The organism is Pedobacter miscanthi (assembly GCF_032678605.1).
Classification (GTDB): domain Bacteria; phylum Bacteroidota; class Bacteroidia; order Sphingobacteriales; family Sphingobacteriaceae; genus Pedobacter; species Pedobacter miscanthi_A.
Genome location: NZ_JAVTSU010000002.1, coordinates 268,999 through 287,349, shown reverse-complemented (window position 1 = coordinate 287,349; position 18,351 = coordinate 268,999). Strand labels below are relative to the sequence as shown.

Genomic DNA, 18,351 nt, shown 5'->3' with positions numbered 1-18,351 from the left:
TTACACCCTTAACGAACCGCGGAAAGCCCTTGCAGCATAATAAGATTGCGCCCCGTTATGATAAATAAATACATGGTCGTAACGGCGATCGCCAAATAGAGCACCGCCAAGTTTCCTGATCGCAGTTGGGGTAACAATCCAGCTTGAAGTTTTGGTGTCGAATTTTCCGAGTTGTTGTAAATAACGGTATTGTGCTTCGGTCAACAATTCGATACCCATTGCAGCGGCCATATCAATGGCATTGTTTTCGGGTTGGTGTTCTTTTCGCGATTCAAGTCCTTCGCGATCGTAACAAACACTTCTGCGGCCTTTAGGACTTTCTGCCGAGCAATCGTAAAAAATATATTCGCCGGTAGCCTCATCATAATCTACTACATCGGGTTCGCCTCCGGTAATTTCCATTTCATCCAGTATCCGGAGCTTTTCTGGTCTGGATACCAGCCTTTCTTCTACCTTAATCCATTCCAAGCTTTTATGTCGGTTCATGTTTTTTTCAAAACGGGTTTTCAATGTATGGAGTAGTTCTTGCACCTGGTTAGCTGATAGTTCTTTTGTATTTATTTTGCTCATATTGGTATTAAATTTAGTTTCTCTGGAAGATATTTCTTTTTAAAGAACCATGTTTCTTTTATTTCTCAGTTTTGAAAAGTGTCAATTTCTATTTGGAGCGCAATGCCTGTACAAAATATTAAGTTTCTTCCCGGCTTACGCTTTTACGCTTTCCCGAAAGTTGGGATACCTCGTTGCTGCAGGGTAATGCTTCAACCTAGGTTAAATCACTAAAACAGCGTTTCATTTTTGCGGTTGAAGGGTGCACAAACCCTTGTACATAAACCCGACAACAGCGGTTCCGATCCTTCAGCGGAATTAGCGGACGGCGGGACTAAAAACCGCCAAGAACCACAAACCACTCATTTCCTAATTTAAATAACCCTTCCCTAACGCTATTTTTTAAATTTCAAAAGTGTATCGTCAACCAAATATTCAATTGCCAAAAAGTTGTTAGCCAATGATATAATTTCATTTTGAAAATCACCATGCTCTAATTTTACCCAACCCTCCATTAAAGTTAGCGGCCCATATTTTACACTCACATTTGGCCATTGCTGTTCAAAAACCTTAAAACCATTTCTAAAAGCATCAGCAAATTGTCTGCTTTGTATTGCGTAACCTTTTAGATGTCGCAGTTTAAATGCATGAATGTTATAACTTATCTTTTCTAGTTCAATTGCAGCCTCACTGCTCCAGATGGAAAAGAAAATCCGCGATTCGGCTGTTAGAGGATCTTGTACTTTACTTGCCCACGATTTTTTATAAAGCTTTAAAAATACCGAATTTAATACCACACCAACAGCTACTTCAATTTCTTTTTCACGGAGCACTTTTTGATCGAGCTGATCGGCTACTTTTTGAAATTTTTCTAAGTAAAATGCAGTATCCATATTATGATTTTGGAATTAAATGTAGTGAAAAGGAATAGATTTTTCATTGGGTTTTATCTGCGCCCTGATATCCGGCATAGCGGATTTTCGCCGGAATAAGCATTGAAATTCAGGCACAAACCCTCAACAATCCACAACACAAGGCAATACACAGTCCCGATTTTTCATCGGGGCCTCCATATTGCCGCAATAAGAATTTCGATAGCTTAGTTCAAGAAAAGATGCAAGCCTTGATTGTTTGTTTCTTTATCATCAAGGATAAAGAAAGAGCCCCTCGGCGGCGGTGAGCCGAGGCAAGACTGGGAGTAGGGCAAAAAACCTTCGACTACGCTCAGGATGACAAACCGCCCAAACACTAATCATCCAATCCTTTACCATTCAAAATCTTTGGCATGTATTTCTCAACCCTTGCTTCTCGTGTCTTCGATTGTTTCGGTGCCGAAAAATGTAAAAGGTATCCCCTTTGCCTTCCAGGGGTTAAGGCTTCGAATGCCACTTTTAAATCGGGAATGTGATCCAGTTTACTTTGAAACTCTGCAGGAATGCTGTATTCTTTTGTTTTTTTCAGTTCTACTTTCAATCCAGCTTTTTCTACCTCAATGGCTTCCAAAATATAAGCTTTTAAGATTCTCTTCATTTCTACAACCTGCAAGGCATTGGTAAATCGGATTTGGCGTGCCGATTGTACATTTTCTGTCTGCTGAATCAATATATTTTCTTTATCCTTTAATAAAGCACCTTTAAAGAACAAAAAAGCGCAGTATTCTTTAAAATCGTGTATTAAAACGATGTTGTTTTTATTAAAAGTGTAACAAGGACAACCCCATTTCAATTCTTCGGTAACACTGCAATCAAGGGCAATTGTTCTTAATAAGTTTACGGCTTCCTGCCATTTTTTGGCTTTATTAAAATAAAAATCAACTTTTGGATTCATCATCTTATAAATTAGTGGAAACAATTTTCCTTTCTTCAGGCCTGAAATACCAGGAAAGCACCGTTAATACCAACAACAACATCGGCCCGAAATAGGCTGAAAAGCTATGATCGGCTACCGAAATGTGCGAAAAAACAGCGCCCGACATGGCGAAGAAAAAACCTGCATAAGCCCATTCTTTCAGTAAAGTAAATTTAGGAATAAGCACAGCAATAACACCCAAAATTTTCCAGATCCCCAGTAAAGTGAGGAAATATACGGGATAACCCAATTGGGTAAAAAGTGCTACTTCTTCTTTTGTTTTTAACAACTGTACAATGCCGGTAGATAGCATGCCTAAGGAAAGCCAAACCGTGGTGATCCAATAGATAATTTTGTTTCTCTTTGTCATGATTTGTTATTTTAGTAAACTTACAATCTGCTGCAAACGATTATGCGCCATGTTAATGCCTTGGGCAAACGGCAGTGATAAAATCTGGTCTCTCAACGTCACCGATTTATATATCACGTGCATGGTAAGTTTGCTTCTATCACCGGTTAGTTTTTCGAAAGTTAAAAACTCGAGCTGCGCCGCGAAGGGTGTATTTTCCATTTCGAAGGTTCGTGTGATTTTTTCATCAGTCACAAATTCATGAATTACACCGCTGGCCACAAAAGCTATGTTTCCTTTATTATCCGAAGTTTCGAATGCATAACTGCCGTGTTTTTTATTTTCGAGTTTCAATACTTTTGTCCCCATCCACTGCGCTACAATTTCGGGTTCTACATAAGCCTTGAAAAGCAACTCGACCGGAAGATCAAATTCCCTGGTAATCACAATTTCCTGCCGGCCATTTTCGGCATCAATTTTTGTTTTCTGCTCCATTGGTTCTATTTGGTTGGTTTATAATTTTTCATAATATCTTCCAGTTTATTAAATCTGTCATCCCACATTTGGCGGAAAGGCTCAATAAAATCGGCTATTTCTTTCATTTTTTTTGCATTGGTATGGTAATGCACTTCCCTCCCGTTCTGTTTCTGTTCCAGCAGTTCGCATTCGGTAAGGATTTGCAGGTGTTTAGAAACTGTTGGGCGGGCAGTATCAAAATTGGCCGCAATAGCACCTGCAGTCATCGATTGTGTGGCTACCAACACCAATATGGCCCTGCGGGTTGGATCGGCGATGGCCTGAAATACATCTCTTCTTAAATTCATTATGTAGCTATTTGACTACAAATATAAGCGTAGTCATTTAACTACGCAAATTTTTGAGGTTTTTTTTGATGGATTGTCATCCTGAGGGTTAATTTATTGTATAAAAACAATATGAATGATATGGTTTTAAGGGAATGAATAACATCGTGATATCGTCATTGCGAGATGGCTTTTTCAGCCAGCGAAGCAATCTTTTTAGCAAGGATCACTAGCATAAAAGATTGCTTTCCCGAACATTCGGGATTTCTCCTCGCAATGACGACCTTCCTATTCGAATCTATCATTGATAGCTTGTCGAATCCTCTTCCCATGCTAATACCATGATCATCTGTACTAAACAATTTGCTTGCTGTAAACGTCTATAATTATGATAACTAAAATATAATGATATGACCACACAAGAAGTTGCTGACCAATTGGTACAGCTGTGCCGCGAAGGCAAAAACGATCAGGCGATTGAAGAACTTTATGCAGACAACGTGGTGAGCAGGGAGCCGAAGGGATCTGACATGGAACTGACTGAAGGTAAAACTGCGGTAAAAAACAAAACGTTACAGTGGGAAGAAAGCGTGCAGGAGATCCATAGTGCATCCCTTTCAGACCCGATTGTTGCCGAGCATCACTTTTCTTTAGTAATGGATATTGATGCCACTTATAAGGAGCATGGAAGAATGAAAATGAGCGAGATCTGCGTTTACGAAGTAAAGGACGGTAAAATCATTGCCGACGAGTTCTTTTATCGGATGGGATAAAAAGATAGCGCCCCGGATGTTCCGAAGCGCTGTTTTAATTAAATTACGACCTTCATTATTTAAAATCCGGTATAGGGAATAAATACCCCCCGAATAAAATATACGACCATAGAAGCGTCCAGAAGATGTTAAAAATCTGTGCGGTTACAAAGGTAAATGCAGGTCGGCCACCTTGCAATTTAACGAGTGACGAAAATTTGGCTTCCATACCGATCGAAATAAAGGCAATGGCAAACCAAACGGTACGTAATCCGTTCAGGGTTGGCGCCACACTTTTTGCAGTTGCCGGTGATAATAAGAAAGAGAATATTAACGACGCGGCAACAAATCCCAGTACAAATTTCGGGAAACGCTCCCAAACAATTTTAAGTCCGGGGCTTTTAGCTTTCGGTAAAACTTCGCCAGCTTCTCCTTTTGGCTTTTTATAGGCCCACCAAATGGCAATAAAAAATGCAGCCACACCGATAAACACATTTTGCGAGAATTTGGCTATTACTCCGGCTTTAACAGCAATTGGCCCGACTAAATCACCTGCCGCAGTAACCGTGGCAGTGGTGTCTAATGTTCCGCCCAACCAGGCACCACCGATTACCTCCGGGATGTGAAAATACCTTACCGCCCAGGGCTGGATCACCATCATAGGGATGGCCATAATTAACACCAATGTGGTTACGTAAGAGAGTTTGCGTTTATCGCCATTAATGGCTCCTGCTGCAACTATCGCTGCTGAAACACCGCAAATGGATACCGCGGAGGCTAAAATTACACCAAATTCGTCATCTACTTTTAGTTTGCGGCTTAACCATAAGGAGAAAAACCAAACGGCGGTAACTACGATAATGGCCTGTACAATGCCCGGTAAACCTGCTTTGATCAAATCGGCCGATAAAATGGTGGTTCCCAAGATTACCAGACCGGTTTTTATGTAAAATTCAGACCGTACAGCTTCTTTTAACCAATCGGGTAGTTTTATCACGTTACCTAACAGGATACCGATCAGCAAAGCAAAAACCACATATTCCAGTCCGAAATAAGATACGTTTTTATTGCCGCCAATAATGAAAGAAATGATCGCGAAAAAATAAATAAGTGAAAAACCTGCAGCAAACCTGGCTACATTACCACCAGAAAGGCCGATGGCTATGGATGCAAGCGCCAGAAAAACGACACCGGTTTCTAAAATGAGCAATAAATTCTGGCCTGAAAGGATTTTACCAAAAAGATCTTCGGAAGTAGCCCATTTATAAGCAGGTAAAGTAATCGTTGTACCGCTATTGGTTAAATAGAGTACAGTTGCAATAATGATGGTTCCTAAAATTACCGCCCACCAATCTTCGGTAAGCGATTGTAAAAATGTTTTTTTGTCAGGTGTGATTCCGGCATCTGTTAAAGCTTCCGTAGTTCCTGAAGCATTGTTTTGTGTTGACATAGTGTTTCTTTGTGGTTATCTGATTTTTATGTTGAAAATATCTTTTAATACTCTTTTTCCGGCATTGTAGCCGCACATTCCGTGTACGCCACCTCCTGGAGGAGTGGATGACGAGCAGATGTACAATCCTTTGGCAGAGGTTTTATATGGCGACCACCTTAAGGCCGGACGGGTAAATAATTGTCCGAGATCCAATATCCCTCCGTTAATATCCCCTCCAATATAGTTTCGGTTATGCGCTTCCATTTGTTCGGTATTCATGGTGTGTTTGGCGATAATTCTATCTTTAAAGCCAGGGGCAAAACGTTCCACCTGATTTTCGATAATGTTGGTCATATCCTGTTTTGATCCATTGGGAACATGGCAGTAGGCCCAGGCCGTTTGCTTCCCTTCAGGTGCACGCGAAGGATCGAATAAACTCTGCTGTGCCAAAAGCACAAAAGGTTTTTCTGCCTGCTGGCCTTTACTGGTCATCAATTCGCCTGCCGCTATCTCTTCGAAAGTATTGCCCAAATGTATCGTACCAGCTCCTTTGCATTCTTCAGCGGTAAATGGAATCGGGCCATCTAAAGCCCAATCTACCTTAAAAACGCCCATACCATAACGGTAACGTTCGAGTTGCCATTTGTAAATATTGGAGAATTTATGCCCTGCGATCTGCAATAATTGTTTCGGGGTTACATCAAAAAGCACGGCATGGGCAGAAGGCAACTGACCTAATGAACTAACAAAGGTTCCTGTTTCGATTTTTCCACCCAGCGATTTAAAATAACCCGCCAAGGCTTCTGCAATAAATTTTGATCCGCCTTTGGGTATCGGCCAGCCTTTAAGGTGCCCGGTGGCCATTAATACCAAACCAATGGCTGTGGTGCTTAAATTGCTTAGCGGTTGTATGGCATGCGCAGCCATTCCGCCAAAAAGTCCACGGGCATGTTGTCCTTTAAAACGTTTAACAAAACCTGTGGCACTGCTCAATGCTTTTAGGCCAAAACCCGCCATGGCCAATGGATGTTTGGGGAAATGTAATGGCCCTAAAGCATCTTCATCAATCAGTGGCCAGGTAGCCGTGATATTCTCCATTAAGGAAGTATAGGTTTTGGCATCGCTACCTAAATAATCAGCTGTTTTTTGGATGGAATGATCTAATATCGCGGCAGTACCATCATCAAAAGGATGCGCCGCGGCCAAAACGGGCTGCAGGTATTCCAATCCAAAATCGGCCAAAGGCAGGGTTTTAAAAAATGGCGAGGCCAGTGCCATCGGGTGGATCGCCGAACATACATCATGCGTAAAACCAGGTAAAGTGAGTTCAGCAGAACTCAACCCGCCACCAATTACGTCCTTACCTTCTATAATTAAAACGGAGAGTCCCTGTTGCTGCAAAAGGATGGCCGCAGCCAGGCCATTTGGCCCCGATCCTACTACAATTGCATCATAATCCCGTTTTTCTAATTTCATCTGGTTATTTTATTGTTTCCGGTTTAAATAAAACGCTTCCATCATTTTTAATCTGCCATGCTGTAATGGGGTTCATGTGGTACCCACCCAGGTTTACGCCACGGGCTTCTACCAATTGTGCCAAAGTTGGTTGTAAATAGCCGGTTTCGTCAGTCACGCGACTTAATATTTCAGTAGCCTCGCCCTTCCAATCCCACAAATACCTGAAATAAGTATGTGCCTTACTCAACACAGGCTCCTGTAAATTAGCCAGTTGCCAGGTTTTGCCGGCATCGGTGCTTACTTCTACTTTTTCTACCTTTCCTCTGCCACTCCAGGCGATTCCACGTATTTCTACCCAACCTTTATTTACCTTTTGAGGATAGGATGGATAGGTGATGATCGAACGCGCATCCAACTCAAAGCTAAACATTCTGATTTTATCTTTTATAGGGTAAGTATATTTTGACGTTTCTTCCCTGGTCATGTAAGGTTCTTCCGAAAGTTCAATCCGCCTTAACCATTTGATATTCATATTGCCTTCAAAACCGGGCAAAAGTAACCTGATGGGGTAACCCTGCTCGGGCCGTATGGCTTCGCCGTTCTGTGCGTAAACAATCATGGCATCATCCCAGGCTTTTGCGATTGGGATGGTACGGGTCATCACCGCAGCATCCGAACCTTCGGCCAAAAACCATTTGGCTTTATCGCTGATGCCTACTTCGTTAAATATAGTGGAAAGCATTACCCCTGTCCACTCGCTCTGGCTGGTGAGCCCCAGGATATCCTGCGGGGTCATTTCTGCTTTGCCTGTCCGAAAATTACCCGCACATTCGATAAAACAGGTACGGGTAACGGATGGAAACCTTTTAATGTCGGCAAGGGTAAATTTCATCGGATTTTCGACCAAACCATGGATCAGCAGTTCGTGTGTTGCCGGATCGATGGTTGGAATACCTGCATGATGACGTTCAAAATGTAAATCTGCGGGCGTAATGGTGCTGTACATATCCTGCAAAGGTGTACGGGAGGAAATATCGGAAGCTTTGCGTACGGGTTGCTCAAATGGCGAACGTTTACCCAGCGGACTTGGTCCGGGGCCAACAATTTTGGTCGGATCGTCTGTAATTTCCGGGATAACCGGCGTTTCAGTCGGTATTTCATCAGCAAATAAAGAATGTACAGGTAAAACTGCCGCAGCAATTACGCCACCCAATAAAGTCCGCCTGCTGATTTTGCCCGTGGCTATTTTCTGATCTTTGTTGTCGCTCTTTTCCATTATTTTATTTCAGGGCCTCCTTTACGATCGTCCATAATAAACAGTTTTTTAGCTGGCATTACCACTTTGTGTAGGTTTTTGGCATCAAGCACCACATCTGCTTTGATAATTTTGTTGGCATTGAGCAGATAGGCTGTTATGCTGTAAACTTCATCGTTACTTAAAGAGCCTGGAAGATTATAGGGCATGGCACGACGCATATAATCGAACAAGGTAGTGGCATAAGGCCAGTAATTGCCAATGGTTTTGGGTTTGCTGGTGGCTGAGGTATCGCCTACCAAAGCATTTCCAGGGAGTTTTAAGCCGGGTTTTTCGGTACCATCAACCCCATGGCACATTGCACATTTTTGAGCGTATAGTACCCTTCCTTTTTTCACATCACCTTGGCCTGCCGGCAAACCTTTCCCATCGGGACGAACGTCGATATCCCAAACCGCAATTTCCTGAGCGGTAGCTGGCCGGCCAAAACCAAATTTAGCCGGCCGCTTTAAGCTATCAGTCAGTGGCAATTGAACCTGAATGGGTACAAATGCCGTTTTTAGCGACATCAATAATAACATTACAGGACAGGCGAGTATGAGTACCGTTTTTTTGTTCATTGCATTAATATTTACCTGCGCTCAAAGTGCTTTTTGGCAATACATATGGTCGGTCATAACGATCGAGCACCACATAAATAGAATCTTTTCGCTCATTGATACCCGAAAGGATAACCCTCGAACCATCTGTGGTATCGTATTTCAGTACCATACGATGGCGTTTTACTTCTCTTGGCTTTTCCGCAAATTCGCGGTCCCTGCGGGTAGACCAGGCTGCTTTATCGATCATTTTATTTTCATCGCCGATATGCTGCCATGCCGTTTTACTGATCCAGTTATCTTCTTTTGGCTTAGCTTCTTTGGCCTTATCGGCTCCTTTACGTCCGCCCCTTAAAGCCATCACATTTTTATCCTGCAGGTAAAGCACTTTATCTACGGTATCGGCATAATAATGAAATGCCCTTTGCCCCCCGGCAACACCGCTAATTTCGAAAGTACGCTGGATATCGCGCATTGGGCTACCGCCACCATTTGATGGATCAATCAATACCGGACGGTTGATTTTGAAGGTTAAAGTTGTCCAGTTTTCGAAAGTGGCTTCCTGCCATCGGGTAGAATCGAGGGGGTTAAACGGAATCACTTCTCCGTTGATTTTAAATTCACTTACGCGGTAATTTCCCCTTAGTTTTTTAACGCCGGCGGTTGCAGGCTGTTTATAGGGATCGTATTTAAAATTGATGACTTCGGTATAGGTGAGCACCCCGAAAAAGATCACAAAAGTAAGCACTTTTAGGGTAATGCGGCTGTATTTAAGCCAGGGCTTGCTAAAATCGGGATAAATCCTGAACGGTACGGTATAACGTTCGAGAATAAGCAGGTTATATAATTTAGGGAAATCATCTGCAGCGATAAACAGCCCCAGCAGCACAAAATAAAACGCATATACATGTACACCACCATCGTAGGCATAGTTAACGAAAGTGATATCGCCTAGCGCAGCCGCTAAAAGTATAGCCCCAAAAGTGCTGGTTTTCCGGAAGAAAAGCATGCCACCGGCAACCAGTTCTATCACGCCACCGAAAACCTGGTACCAGGGCACCACACCTACTGAAAGCCAGTATATTTTTTGAGTGGTAAAATCGCCAAAATTACTGTTGAGCAAGCCCAATGACGGATAAGGCATCTGCGTAGGAAAAAGTTTGGTAAAACCGAAGCCGATAATCCCGATCCCGGCGCGGTAACGCACCACCACCCTGATCCAGTAATAAAGAATATGATAAGATTTACGCTTGCGATCGAAGGCTGTCCACACTAATGCAACAATGAGGGCAAATAACAGTGCGATACCCCAATCTGCATAATCAGCGAGGAAACTTCTTTTTGGAGGTAAAGCTGCACCATTTTCGTTTTTGGTTTCAGCTTTTTTTATACCTCCATTTTCTGCTTTATTCTTTTTAGTACCACCTTTTTTGGTAGTTTCATCACCCGATGGCGAATCGGTAATATCACGCGATCGCTGTCCGCCAAAAAGTGATAAAAAGCTGGGCTGGAAACGGGCGATATCGTAAAGATCGCGGTAATGCGGTCGCGACCAATCTAAGGTAAAAACATTTTTATACCAATTGGCCGAAAAAGGGATAGACATGGCGAGGAAGAAAATAAACAGCACGCGGAAGCCAAATTTCTTTTGCCACGACCATGGTTTTTTAGCTTCGGCCTGTTGCGCCGTTACGCCATTTTCTATATCCTGTTGTTTTATTTCAGACATAACATTAAGCTTTTTTATAGTTTAAGTGCTTTGCGGCGGCTAAGCTTTAATGGATATTTTTTATCGATTTTGTTCAGTACCACGTAAATCGAATCGCGGTGCTGATTGGTACCCGAAAGGATCACCGTAGCACTATCAGGGCGGTTATAATTTAACCGCAATTGTTCTCCTTTATAGTGCGGGTTTTTATTATCTAACAATAGTACATGATTCACCGAATCGACCGTATAACTGTAATAATGCCTTCCTGCGGTACCCGCCAGTTCATAATCGCGGTCTTTATCATTTTTAAATACCTGTTCATAATTTGCAGAATCAACAATTACCTTCCGATCGGAACGTACACTGATGGTGGCCCATTTCTCGAACACTACATCTTTCCAGCGGATGGAATCTGCGGCAGCATAAGGCAATACACGGCCATTGATTTTGAACTCGCTTACATTGTAAATCCCGGCAGTTTTTGCCAAACCTTTAGTCCGCGGAAACTGGTAAGGATCGTGATGGAAACCGGAGTAGGTTTTAAAACCATACAGGAAAACAAAAAAGAAAATTACGAGTGTTTTAAGCACTAAACGCAGGGTTTTGGTTTTCCCAGTAAAATGTGGTTTAAAACTGTTGGGCGCGGTCGGCCGCTCGAGCGAAACCAGGTTATAAATCCGCTGTGCATCAAACCACAATACGAAAAGCGCGAAAGTAATCAGGTATGTGGCATATACAAACTCACCACCTTCATAAGCCAGGTTGGAAATAAACACGTTTCCGGTAAATACCAGGATAATGGCTGCCCCGATGGTTGCTGTTTTGCGGGATAACAATAATAAACCTGCGAGGATTTCGATAGCGCCCAAAAATGCTTCGTAAGAAGGTACAATACCCAAACTCATCGAAAATATTTTCCAGTCGGTAAAATCGCCATAACTGGTATTTAAATTACTGATAGATGGAAAAGGCGCCTGCAAAGGGAAAAATTTGATAAACCCGTAACCGATAATGCCAATGGCCAAACGGTAACGCACCGCTACCCTTAACCAGTAATAAAACTGGTCGTAATCTATATTTTTATATTTCGATCTTTCCCAGGCTGCGGCACCAAGCAGTGCAATTACCGCTACGATGATCCAATTGATAAAACTATCGGCACCAGGCAGAAATTTTGCGGATAAACGGGTAAGGTTAAAAATATCGCCATAGCTGATGTGCAGCCAGTTAAATCCAAAAACAATTTTAAAAAAATCGATACTTAAAGGAATGGCCTGAAGGATAAAAAAGAGGAAAAAGAACCTGAATATCAGCTTTCCCCTATCTGTCCATACAGGTGGCGATGGTATGTGTGTACTACTCATTGCTTTATTTTTTAAGGTTATTGGTAGTCATCTGCCTTGCCCGCTTTGCGTGGCTCTTTAATTACCTGTCTTTTGGCCAGGTCGTATTTCTGACCAGCACCCAGAAAGAAAAAAGGCCCGTTCGAAGCCGCAAAATCTTCACGGTTGTTTACCACATGTTTTTCGCTGTTGTTTACGATGGTATTGTAATCGTAAATCGCCACAAAAGAATGTCCGAGCACCTGAAGGGTATCGCGCTGCACCAAAATGGCAGTTGCCTCGTTCAGGCCAATACCGATTAAATCAGGTGCTTTGCGGATAAAATCGACCAGATCGAACTGGCGGTTACGCACCAATAAATGCTGATCAATAGCCGAATTTTTAAGAAACCCCAAACCCTGTATATGATCGCCGACCAAGATCTGTGCACCTTTGGTATCACCCCTCCACAAAAAAGAACCGATAATACTTGCCCCGGCCGAGCTGCCTGCAATTACGCCACCCCTATTCAGCACATCAATAAAAGCCTGATGGGTAAGGGTGTTAAGGTAAGAATCGGCAATGCGCCATTGGCGCCCACCTTCAAAATAAACGGCTGTTGCATTTTTTAAAGGGGCTATAAACTTTTCGCTATTGGCTTCCTTAAAATCGCTGGTATGGAAAAGGGTTACGTTTTTAATGCCTGTCTGGCGTTTTACTTCCTCCACCCCTTTTTTATCATAGGCTGCCGAATCGCCCGAAGCGGTGGTAACCACCACCAACACGGCTTTATCTTTCCCTCCGGCCAGTTCGGTAAATTTCTCCCAGATATCGCGTTGCGAACCCACATTACCACCAATAATCAACAGACTACCTTTTTCGGGGCCGTGCCTGGTATCAGATTTTTTTACGGTGATTGGTGAAGATTGGGCAAAGGCCGAATAACCGAATGCAGTTAGGGCCAGAAGAAAAATGCTAAGTTTTTTCATAATCAATATTTTAATAACCTGGATTACGGTTAGCTCCCGCCAATTGCGGATCAACCAATGTTTCGTTATAAGGAATAGGGAAAAGATAAAGGTGTTTATCGGGCAGGCCCAGCACGGTTTGTGCACGATCTGTACGTACCAAATTGAACCAACGGTCAGCTTCGAAAGCAAATTCTACCTGACGTTCTTTTTCAATGGCTAACAAAATCTCGCTTAAGGTAGTCGCAGTGGTGGCCCCAAGACCCGCACGGCCACGTACCAGGTTTAAATCTGTTTGTGCACTGTTTACACCGATCAGATTGCCCTGTTGCGCCCTTGCCTCAGAACGGATAAAGTATAATTCGGGCATACGGATTACATAAGCCGGATCAGTACCCAATGGATTGCGATAATACAATTTGCCATACCATAAATTGCCAGGAGGCGCTGTTTGCGCAATCAAAGTATTGCGGTTACCGCCAACGGCCGGGTTATTTAACAAGGCAACCAAAGCATCATTCGGCGACCATTCTCTGCGTCCGCCCAAAGCTGGTGGTAACCACCAGTTGCTGTGTCCGTTGGTGTTTGAGGTAGTATAAGCCAGTTCGAGCACCGATTCGCCGGTGCTTACAGCATTATCTGCAAAAAATGCACTGTAAGGTGTTACGAGGTAATAATTTTTGTTATCGCCAATTACCAATGAGGCAAATTGCTCGGCTAGTGCCCAGTTTTTCTGATAGAGGTAAAACCTCGCTTTTAATGCTTGTATCGTACGTAAACTTACCCGGTTACGGTTTACCGCCGCGGGTACAAGGGTTTCGGCAGCATTTAAATCTTTTAATACCTGTGCATAGGTATCGGCCAGGCTGCTGCGTGGGATATCGCTATTATCTGAAGGGATATTGGTGGGTTTCAGAACCAGCTGTACACCTCCCCAACCACGTGCAAGGTCGAAATATGCCAGTGCACGTACAAAATAAGCTTCGCCAAGGTATTGGTTTTTCAGGGTTGTGGTAAGCAGTGGATCGCTAACCGCCGGAACCCTATCGAGGATATAATTGGCCTGCAAAATGGTTCTATAGATCGCTGTCCATGCCGATTGTACGTAACCGTTGGTGGCAGAAGTAAGGTGTTTGGTAATTTCGTTGGGATCAGACTGTGAGCCCGACCATTGGATATCTCCTGCAGATAGATAAGAAAGTGCAGGAAAGTTTGAGCCATAATAACTGTTGGCCGCCAAAAGGTTAAATAAACCATTGGCCGCAGTAGCTGCACTACCGGCATTGATGATGGCCTGATCCTGATCTACCTGCAACTGGGGCTGTACCTCCAGAAATTTTTTGCAGGAAGTAAACAGGAATATAACCGCGAATATGTATATAACTTTTTTCATGATTGATTTCGGTTTAAAAAGTAATGTTTGCACCTATCTGGAAAGTACGTGGCACCGGTGGCGTGCCTAAATCGTAACCCAATACAGTGGCCGATGATGACACATTGATTTCCGGATCCGGACCTTTATATTTAGTCCATAACCAAAGGTTCGAACCACTTGCGTAGATCCTTACCGAAGCCATTCTGGCTTTTTTGATAAAGTCTTTCGGCAGGTTATAACCAAGGGTTACATTGCTCAGGCGAAGGAAAGATCCATCCTCAATGTTACGGCTGGTTGGACTCAAGGTATAATTCTGTCCGTAAGCGGTTAACCTTGGCATATTGGTAATGTCGCCCGGTTTTTGCCAGCGGTCTAACTGGTATACATCCATGGCCCTGTTGGCATCGCGGGTACCGCCACCTTCAAGAAAATAATTGTTGTTGTTATAAACTTTGTTGCCATAAACAAAATTGAAAAATACCGATAAATCGAAACCTTTATAACTTAAGTTATTGGTTAAACCACCGTTAAATTTCGGCAGCGCATTACCTACCGGAACAATATCATTCGCATTGATTACGCCATTTTTGTCGGCATCTTCGTACACGGCGTTTCCTGTCTGCGGATCAACGTAAAGTTGATTATACACATAAAAAGTATACATAGATTGGCCCTGAACCATACGTTCGGCAGCATAAGCGGCAACCACAGGGGTAGGCAGTTTCTCTATTTTATTGATGTTGCGCGAAATATTGAAATTGGTACTCCATTTAAACGCACCGTCGAGGTTAACGCTGCTGATGTTCAGCTCCAAACCTTTATTGCTCATTTCACCAGCATTGGTGAGGATAGAAGAAAATCCTTTACTCGAAGCCAAAGGCAGGTTAAGCAACAGGTTGCTGGTATATTTATCGTAAACATCACCGCTTAAAGTCAACCGGTCTTTAAAGAAACTTAAATCGAAACCGATATTGGCCTGACGGGTACTTTCCCATTTCAGATCAGGATTGGCCAATTGCGAAGGCACTGTACCCGGGCTGTTCAGATAATTGGCTCCAGCGCCCCATAAACCGCGCGAAGCAAAATCGTTGATTCCGTTCTGGTTTCCGGTTACGCCGATACTTCCGCGGAGTTTTAAGTCTGAAATTACGGCAACATCTTTTAAGAAATTTTCTTGTTTAACACGCCACGCCAAACCTGCCGAAGGGAAATATCCCCATTGGTGGTTGGCACCAAAACGTGAAGAACCATCGGCACGGACACTGAATACCGCATAATATTTCCCACCATAGTTATAATTTACACGGGCAAAAAACGATGATAACGTATATTTTGATTCTGAGGCAGATGAAGTGGTCGTTGCTGCCGAGGCAATCTGCTGGAACGAATCATTCGGGAAATTGGTACCCTGCGCTAGGGTTTGGTTAGATACCGATCCCTGCAAGGAATTACCGATTAAAGCACCAAAACTATGTTTACCGGTAACGTGGTTATAATTTAAGGTCTGTTCATTCGTCCAGATGGTGTTATTACTTACACTTGAGGTACCGAGGTTTTTGTTCGCAATCCCCAGGTTGGTTAAACTGTTCCAGTACTGGAATTCGTTGTACTGGTTATAATCAACACTCCAACTGGTTTTAAAGGTTAAATCTTTGGTAATGTTTACTTCACCGTACAAGTTACTGATCAGCCTGTTACTGGTGCTGTTCATATTGGTGTTGTTCAGCAGTACATCGAGGTTATCAAAACCTGCCCATTTACCGGGAGTTCCATCGGCATTTACCTCTGGCAGATAAGTAGGGGTGTGTAAAGCCGACTGTAAAATCCCACCCTGTGGTCCGTCACCTACACGGGCATTGGTGCGGTAAGTTTGGGTAAGGATATTGCTGGTCCCGATTTTTACATAATCGTTGATTTTCTGATCGAGGTTGAGTTTAAAACTTCCCCTTCTAAAATCATTTGTTTTAAGGGTCGCTTCCTGCTTGTTTAAACCACCGCCGATATAATAAGTGGTTTTATCGTTACCGCCTGAAACAGAAAGATCATAGTTTTGCAACAGTCCGGTTCGGAAAGCTTTATTTAAACGATCATAGGTATTCTGATCCTGTGGCAAACCCCGTGGTGCTGGCGAAGCGGTAGGATTATCGGTTAAAGCCCTAAACGGCTGAAACCTGTAAGTGGTAACCGGAGTGGTTCCACCCGCAGCTGCAATGGCGATGGCATCAGCATTTGAATTGCGGTAAAATTCGTTAATCAGTTCGGCATGTTGCGGTCCGGTTACCAGATCCCACAATTTCGGCGCATTTGCCACACCTACGTAAGCACTTAAACTTACTTTGGGTGCAGTATTGTATTTTCCGCGTTTGGTAGTGATGAGGATAACTCCGTTGGCCGCACGCGCACCATAAATAGCCGTTGCATCGGCATCTTTTAAAACAGTAACGCTTTCAATATCATCCGGACTAATGTCTGATAAGGGATTGTTGGCCTGTCCTTGGGTAGTCAGTTTTTGTAGCGATCCGCTGTTCACATAAACACCATCAATTACATATAAGGGATCGTTACTGGCGTTGATCGAAGTTGTACCACGGATGCGGATAAACATCCCATCGCCTGGAACACCTGTAGAAGTACTTACCTGCAACCCCGGGGCTTTACCCTGGAGCTGCTCGGCAAAGGTAGCAGTTGGTTTAGCCCTTACTTCATCAACCGCAATGGTAGAAACCGAACCGGTTAGCGATTTTCTGGTCTGGGTGCCATAACCCACTACCACAACATCGTTTAACTGACTGTTTATTTCTTTTAAACGGATAATAACCGGACTGGTACCCACTACAATTTCTTTAGTTTGGTACCCTACAGAGCTTAAAATTAAAGTGTAAGGTAATTTTTGACCGGTTACAAAAACAAATTTGCCATCACCATCGGTCGAAACTACGTGCGTAACGCCTTTAATGCGGACTACAACGCCAGGCAATGGCTGTTTGGTCAGGGAGTCGATTACTGTACCTGCCAATTTGGAATTAATGAGCGGTGGCGGCTCAACCTGGGCAAAAATTTTGAGGGGTACGGCCAGCACACTGAGGAGCAAAACAAGGCAAGCCAATAAGAATGGTTTTTTCTTATGGAGAAATATTTCCATATTTAACGGGTTTTATATTAATGATTCAATTCATTGGATAAGGCTGGATGGGTATCAGTGCGTGATTGGCGTTACAGAACTGATATTCCATGGTAACCGGCGAGGCTTCCTTGCCGGTTCTTTTTTTGCAATAATTTTAACACATATTTAAGAGGGATTGGTGGTCAGGCTTTAAAGCGCCATAGGTATTAACCCATAACTTTTCGTAGAAAATCAAAATCAACAACAGCACATATTCCCATGGAAATAGATATTTAAAACTGAGCGCTTAAGATTAATATCAGAGATAGAGGATGTTTGGGGAATTATTGTTGCATTCATGATCATCGCAAACATATTGATAAATATTTAATCTACAAAATCTATAGACTAACTATTAATAATGTTACATGGCTTATTTTATTGAATGTGAAGCCAATTTGCAGCAAACTTCGCAGGTTTAAAGAACCGGCGAGGTTTAAAGAAAATGGTTCGTGACGACACAAACCATGGCGCGGGTGTCAACCTCTGTGCTACTAGCCATTGTAAATAAACCCGATTCGGTAGCTATCAGATGAAGTGAACATTCCGATTGAAGCATTGTTGTTTATTATTTTTTGGTATGCTTGCTTGTTTCACAGGTTTTATCGGAATAAAACGGAAAGCGGGGCCGAAAATCCGATGAAAAACTGAACCCTCATTTCCAAATAACATTAACCAAATGAATATATTTAAGTGTGCCGCTTGCGTTCATTTCTCAACGAATGCATAAACAGCTATACGATTTTATCGTTTGTAAACGATCAACT

16 protein-coding genes are annotated in these 18,351 nt (G+C 42.9%); 1 reads left to right on the top strand and 15 read right to left on the bottom strand.

All coding sequences use genetic code 11. The features are described from left to right. The 6 genes from R2R28_RS04070 to R2R28_RS04045 all read right to left on the bottom strand — a co-directional run bounded on the left by R2R28_RS04070 (window position 1) and on the right by R2R28_RS04045 (window position 3,570). Window positions 1-570: a DUF4256 domain-containing protein gene (locus tag R2R28_RS04070; protein WP_316824430.1), complete on the bottom strand. Its 570-nt coding sequence runs from the start codon at window positions 568-570 to the stop codon at window positions 1-3. Window positions 571-944: 374 nt separating this feature from the next. After that, window positions 945-1,442: a hypothetical protein gene (locus R2R28_RS04065; protein WP_316824429.1), complete on the bottom strand. Its 498-nt coding sequence runs from the start codon at window positions 1,440-1,442 to the stop codon at window positions 945-947. A gap of 355 nt (window positions 1,443-1,797) precedes the next feature. Beyond that, a complete protein-coding gene (locus R2R28_RS04060; RefSeq protein ID WP_316824428.1) occupies window positions 1,798-2,379 on the bottom strand; it encodes a YdeI/OmpD-associated family protein in 582 nt (193 codons plus the stop codon). A gap of 1 nt (window position 2,380) precedes the next feature. After that, window positions 2,381-2,767, bottom strand: a complete 387-nt coding sequence (locus R2R28_RS04055) for a DoxX family protein (RefSeq protein WP_316824427.1) — start codon at window positions 2,765-2,767, stop codon at window positions 2,381-2,383. 6 nt (window positions 2,768-2,773) lie between these two features. Continuing rightward, a complete protein-coding gene (locus R2R28_RS04050) occupies window positions 2,774-3,241 on the bottom strand; it encodes an SRPBCC domain-containing protein (RefSeq protein WP_316824426.1) in 468 nt (155 codons plus the stop codon). A 5-nt stretch (window positions 3,242-3,246) separates the two neighbouring features. Beyond that, window positions 3,247-3,570 carry an ArsR/SmtB family transcription factor gene (locus tag R2R28_RS04045; RefSeq protein WP_025142012.1) on the bottom strand — a complete coding sequence of 108 codons (324 nt, stop codon included), beginning with the start codon at window positions 3,568-3,570 and terminating at the stop codon, window positions 3,247-3,249. Window positions 3,571-3,959: 389 nt separating this feature from the next. Here R2R28_RS04045 and R2R28_RS04040 point away from each other — a divergent pair, with 389 nt between their 5' ends. Next, the gene (locus R2R28_RS04040) at window positions 3,960-4,322 is read left to right on the top strand and encodes a SnoaL-like domain-containing protein (protein WP_316824425.1); all 363 of its coding nucleotides are present in this window, start codon (window positions 3,960-3,962) and stop codon (window positions 4,320-4,322) included. Between the two features lie 55 nt (window positions 4,323-4,377). Here the strand turns inward: R2R28_RS04040 and R2R28_RS04035 are convergent, their stop codons facing one another. Genes R2R28_RS04035 through R2R28_RS03995 form a run of 9 tightly spaced genes read right to left on the bottom strand, consistent with a single transcriptional unit; the run spans window position 4,378 to window position 17,563 of the window. After that, on the bottom strand, window positions 4,378-5,751 hold the full coding sequence (locus R2R28_RS04035; RefSeq protein WP_316824424.1) for a YeiH family protein: 1,374 nt from the start codon (window positions 5,749-5,751) through the stop codon (window positions 4,378-4,380). A gap of 15 nt (window positions 5,752-5,766) precedes the next feature. Continuing rightward, window positions 5,767-7,209 (bottom strand): NAD(P)/FAD-dependent oxidoreductase, encoded by a 1,443-nt coding sequence (locus tag R2R28_RS04030; protein ID WP_316824423.1) that lies wholly within the window; start codon window positions 7,207-7,209, stop codon window positions 5,767-5,769. 4 nt (window positions 7,210-7,213) lie between these two features. Next, window positions 7,214-8,467 carry a sulfite dehydrogenase gene (soxC, locus tag R2R28_RS04025; RefSeq protein WP_316824422.1) on the bottom strand — a complete coding sequence of 418 codons (1,254 nt, stop codon included), beginning with the start codon at window positions 8,465-8,467 and terminating at the stop codon, window positions 7,214-7,216. Further along, the gene (locus R2R28_RS04020) at window positions 8,467-9,066 is read right to left on the bottom strand and encodes a cytochrome c (RefSeq protein WP_316824421.1); all 600 of its coding nucleotides are present in this window, start codon (window positions 9,064-9,066) and stop codon (window positions 8,467-8,469) included. The genes soxC and R2R28_RS04020 overlap by 1 nt, the downstream gene beginning before the upstream one ends. Window positions 9,067-9,070: 4 nt before the next feature. Continuing rightward, on the bottom strand, window positions 9,071-10,774 hold the full coding sequence (locus tag R2R28_RS04015) for a hypothetical protein (protein ID WP_316824420.1): 1,704 nt from the start codon (window positions 10,772-10,774) through the stop codon (window positions 9,071-9,073). 14 nt (window positions 10,775-10,788) lie between these two features. Further along, the gene (locus tag R2R28_RS04010; protein WP_316824419.1) at window positions 10,789-12,120 is read right to left on the bottom strand and encodes a DoxX family protein; all 1,332 of its coding nucleotides are present in this window, start codon (window positions 12,118-12,120) and stop codon (window positions 10,789-10,791) included. 17 nt (window positions 12,121-12,137) lie between these two features. Continuing rightward, complete coding sequence (locus R2R28_RS04005; RefSeq protein WP_316824418.1) at window positions 12,138-13,067, bottom strand: cyanophycinase; 930 nt, start codon at window positions 13,065-13,067, stop codon at window positions 12,138-12,140. A gap of 10 nt (window positions 13,068-13,077) precedes the next feature. Next, the gene (locus R2R28_RS04000; protein WP_316824417.1) at window positions 13,078-14,439 is read right to left on the bottom strand and encodes a RagB/SusD family nutrient uptake outer membrane protein; all 1,362 of its coding nucleotides are present in this window, start codon (window positions 14,437-14,439) and stop codon (window positions 13,078-13,080) included. Between the two features lie 13 nt (window positions 14,440-14,452). Then, the gene (locus tag R2R28_RS03995) at window positions 14,453-17,563 is read right to left on the bottom strand and encodes a TonB-dependent receptor (RefSeq protein WP_316824416.1); all 3,111 of its coding nucleotides are present in this window, start codon (window positions 17,561-17,563) and stop codon (window positions 14,453-14,455) included. Window positions 17,564-18,351: the final 788 nt, after the last annotated feature.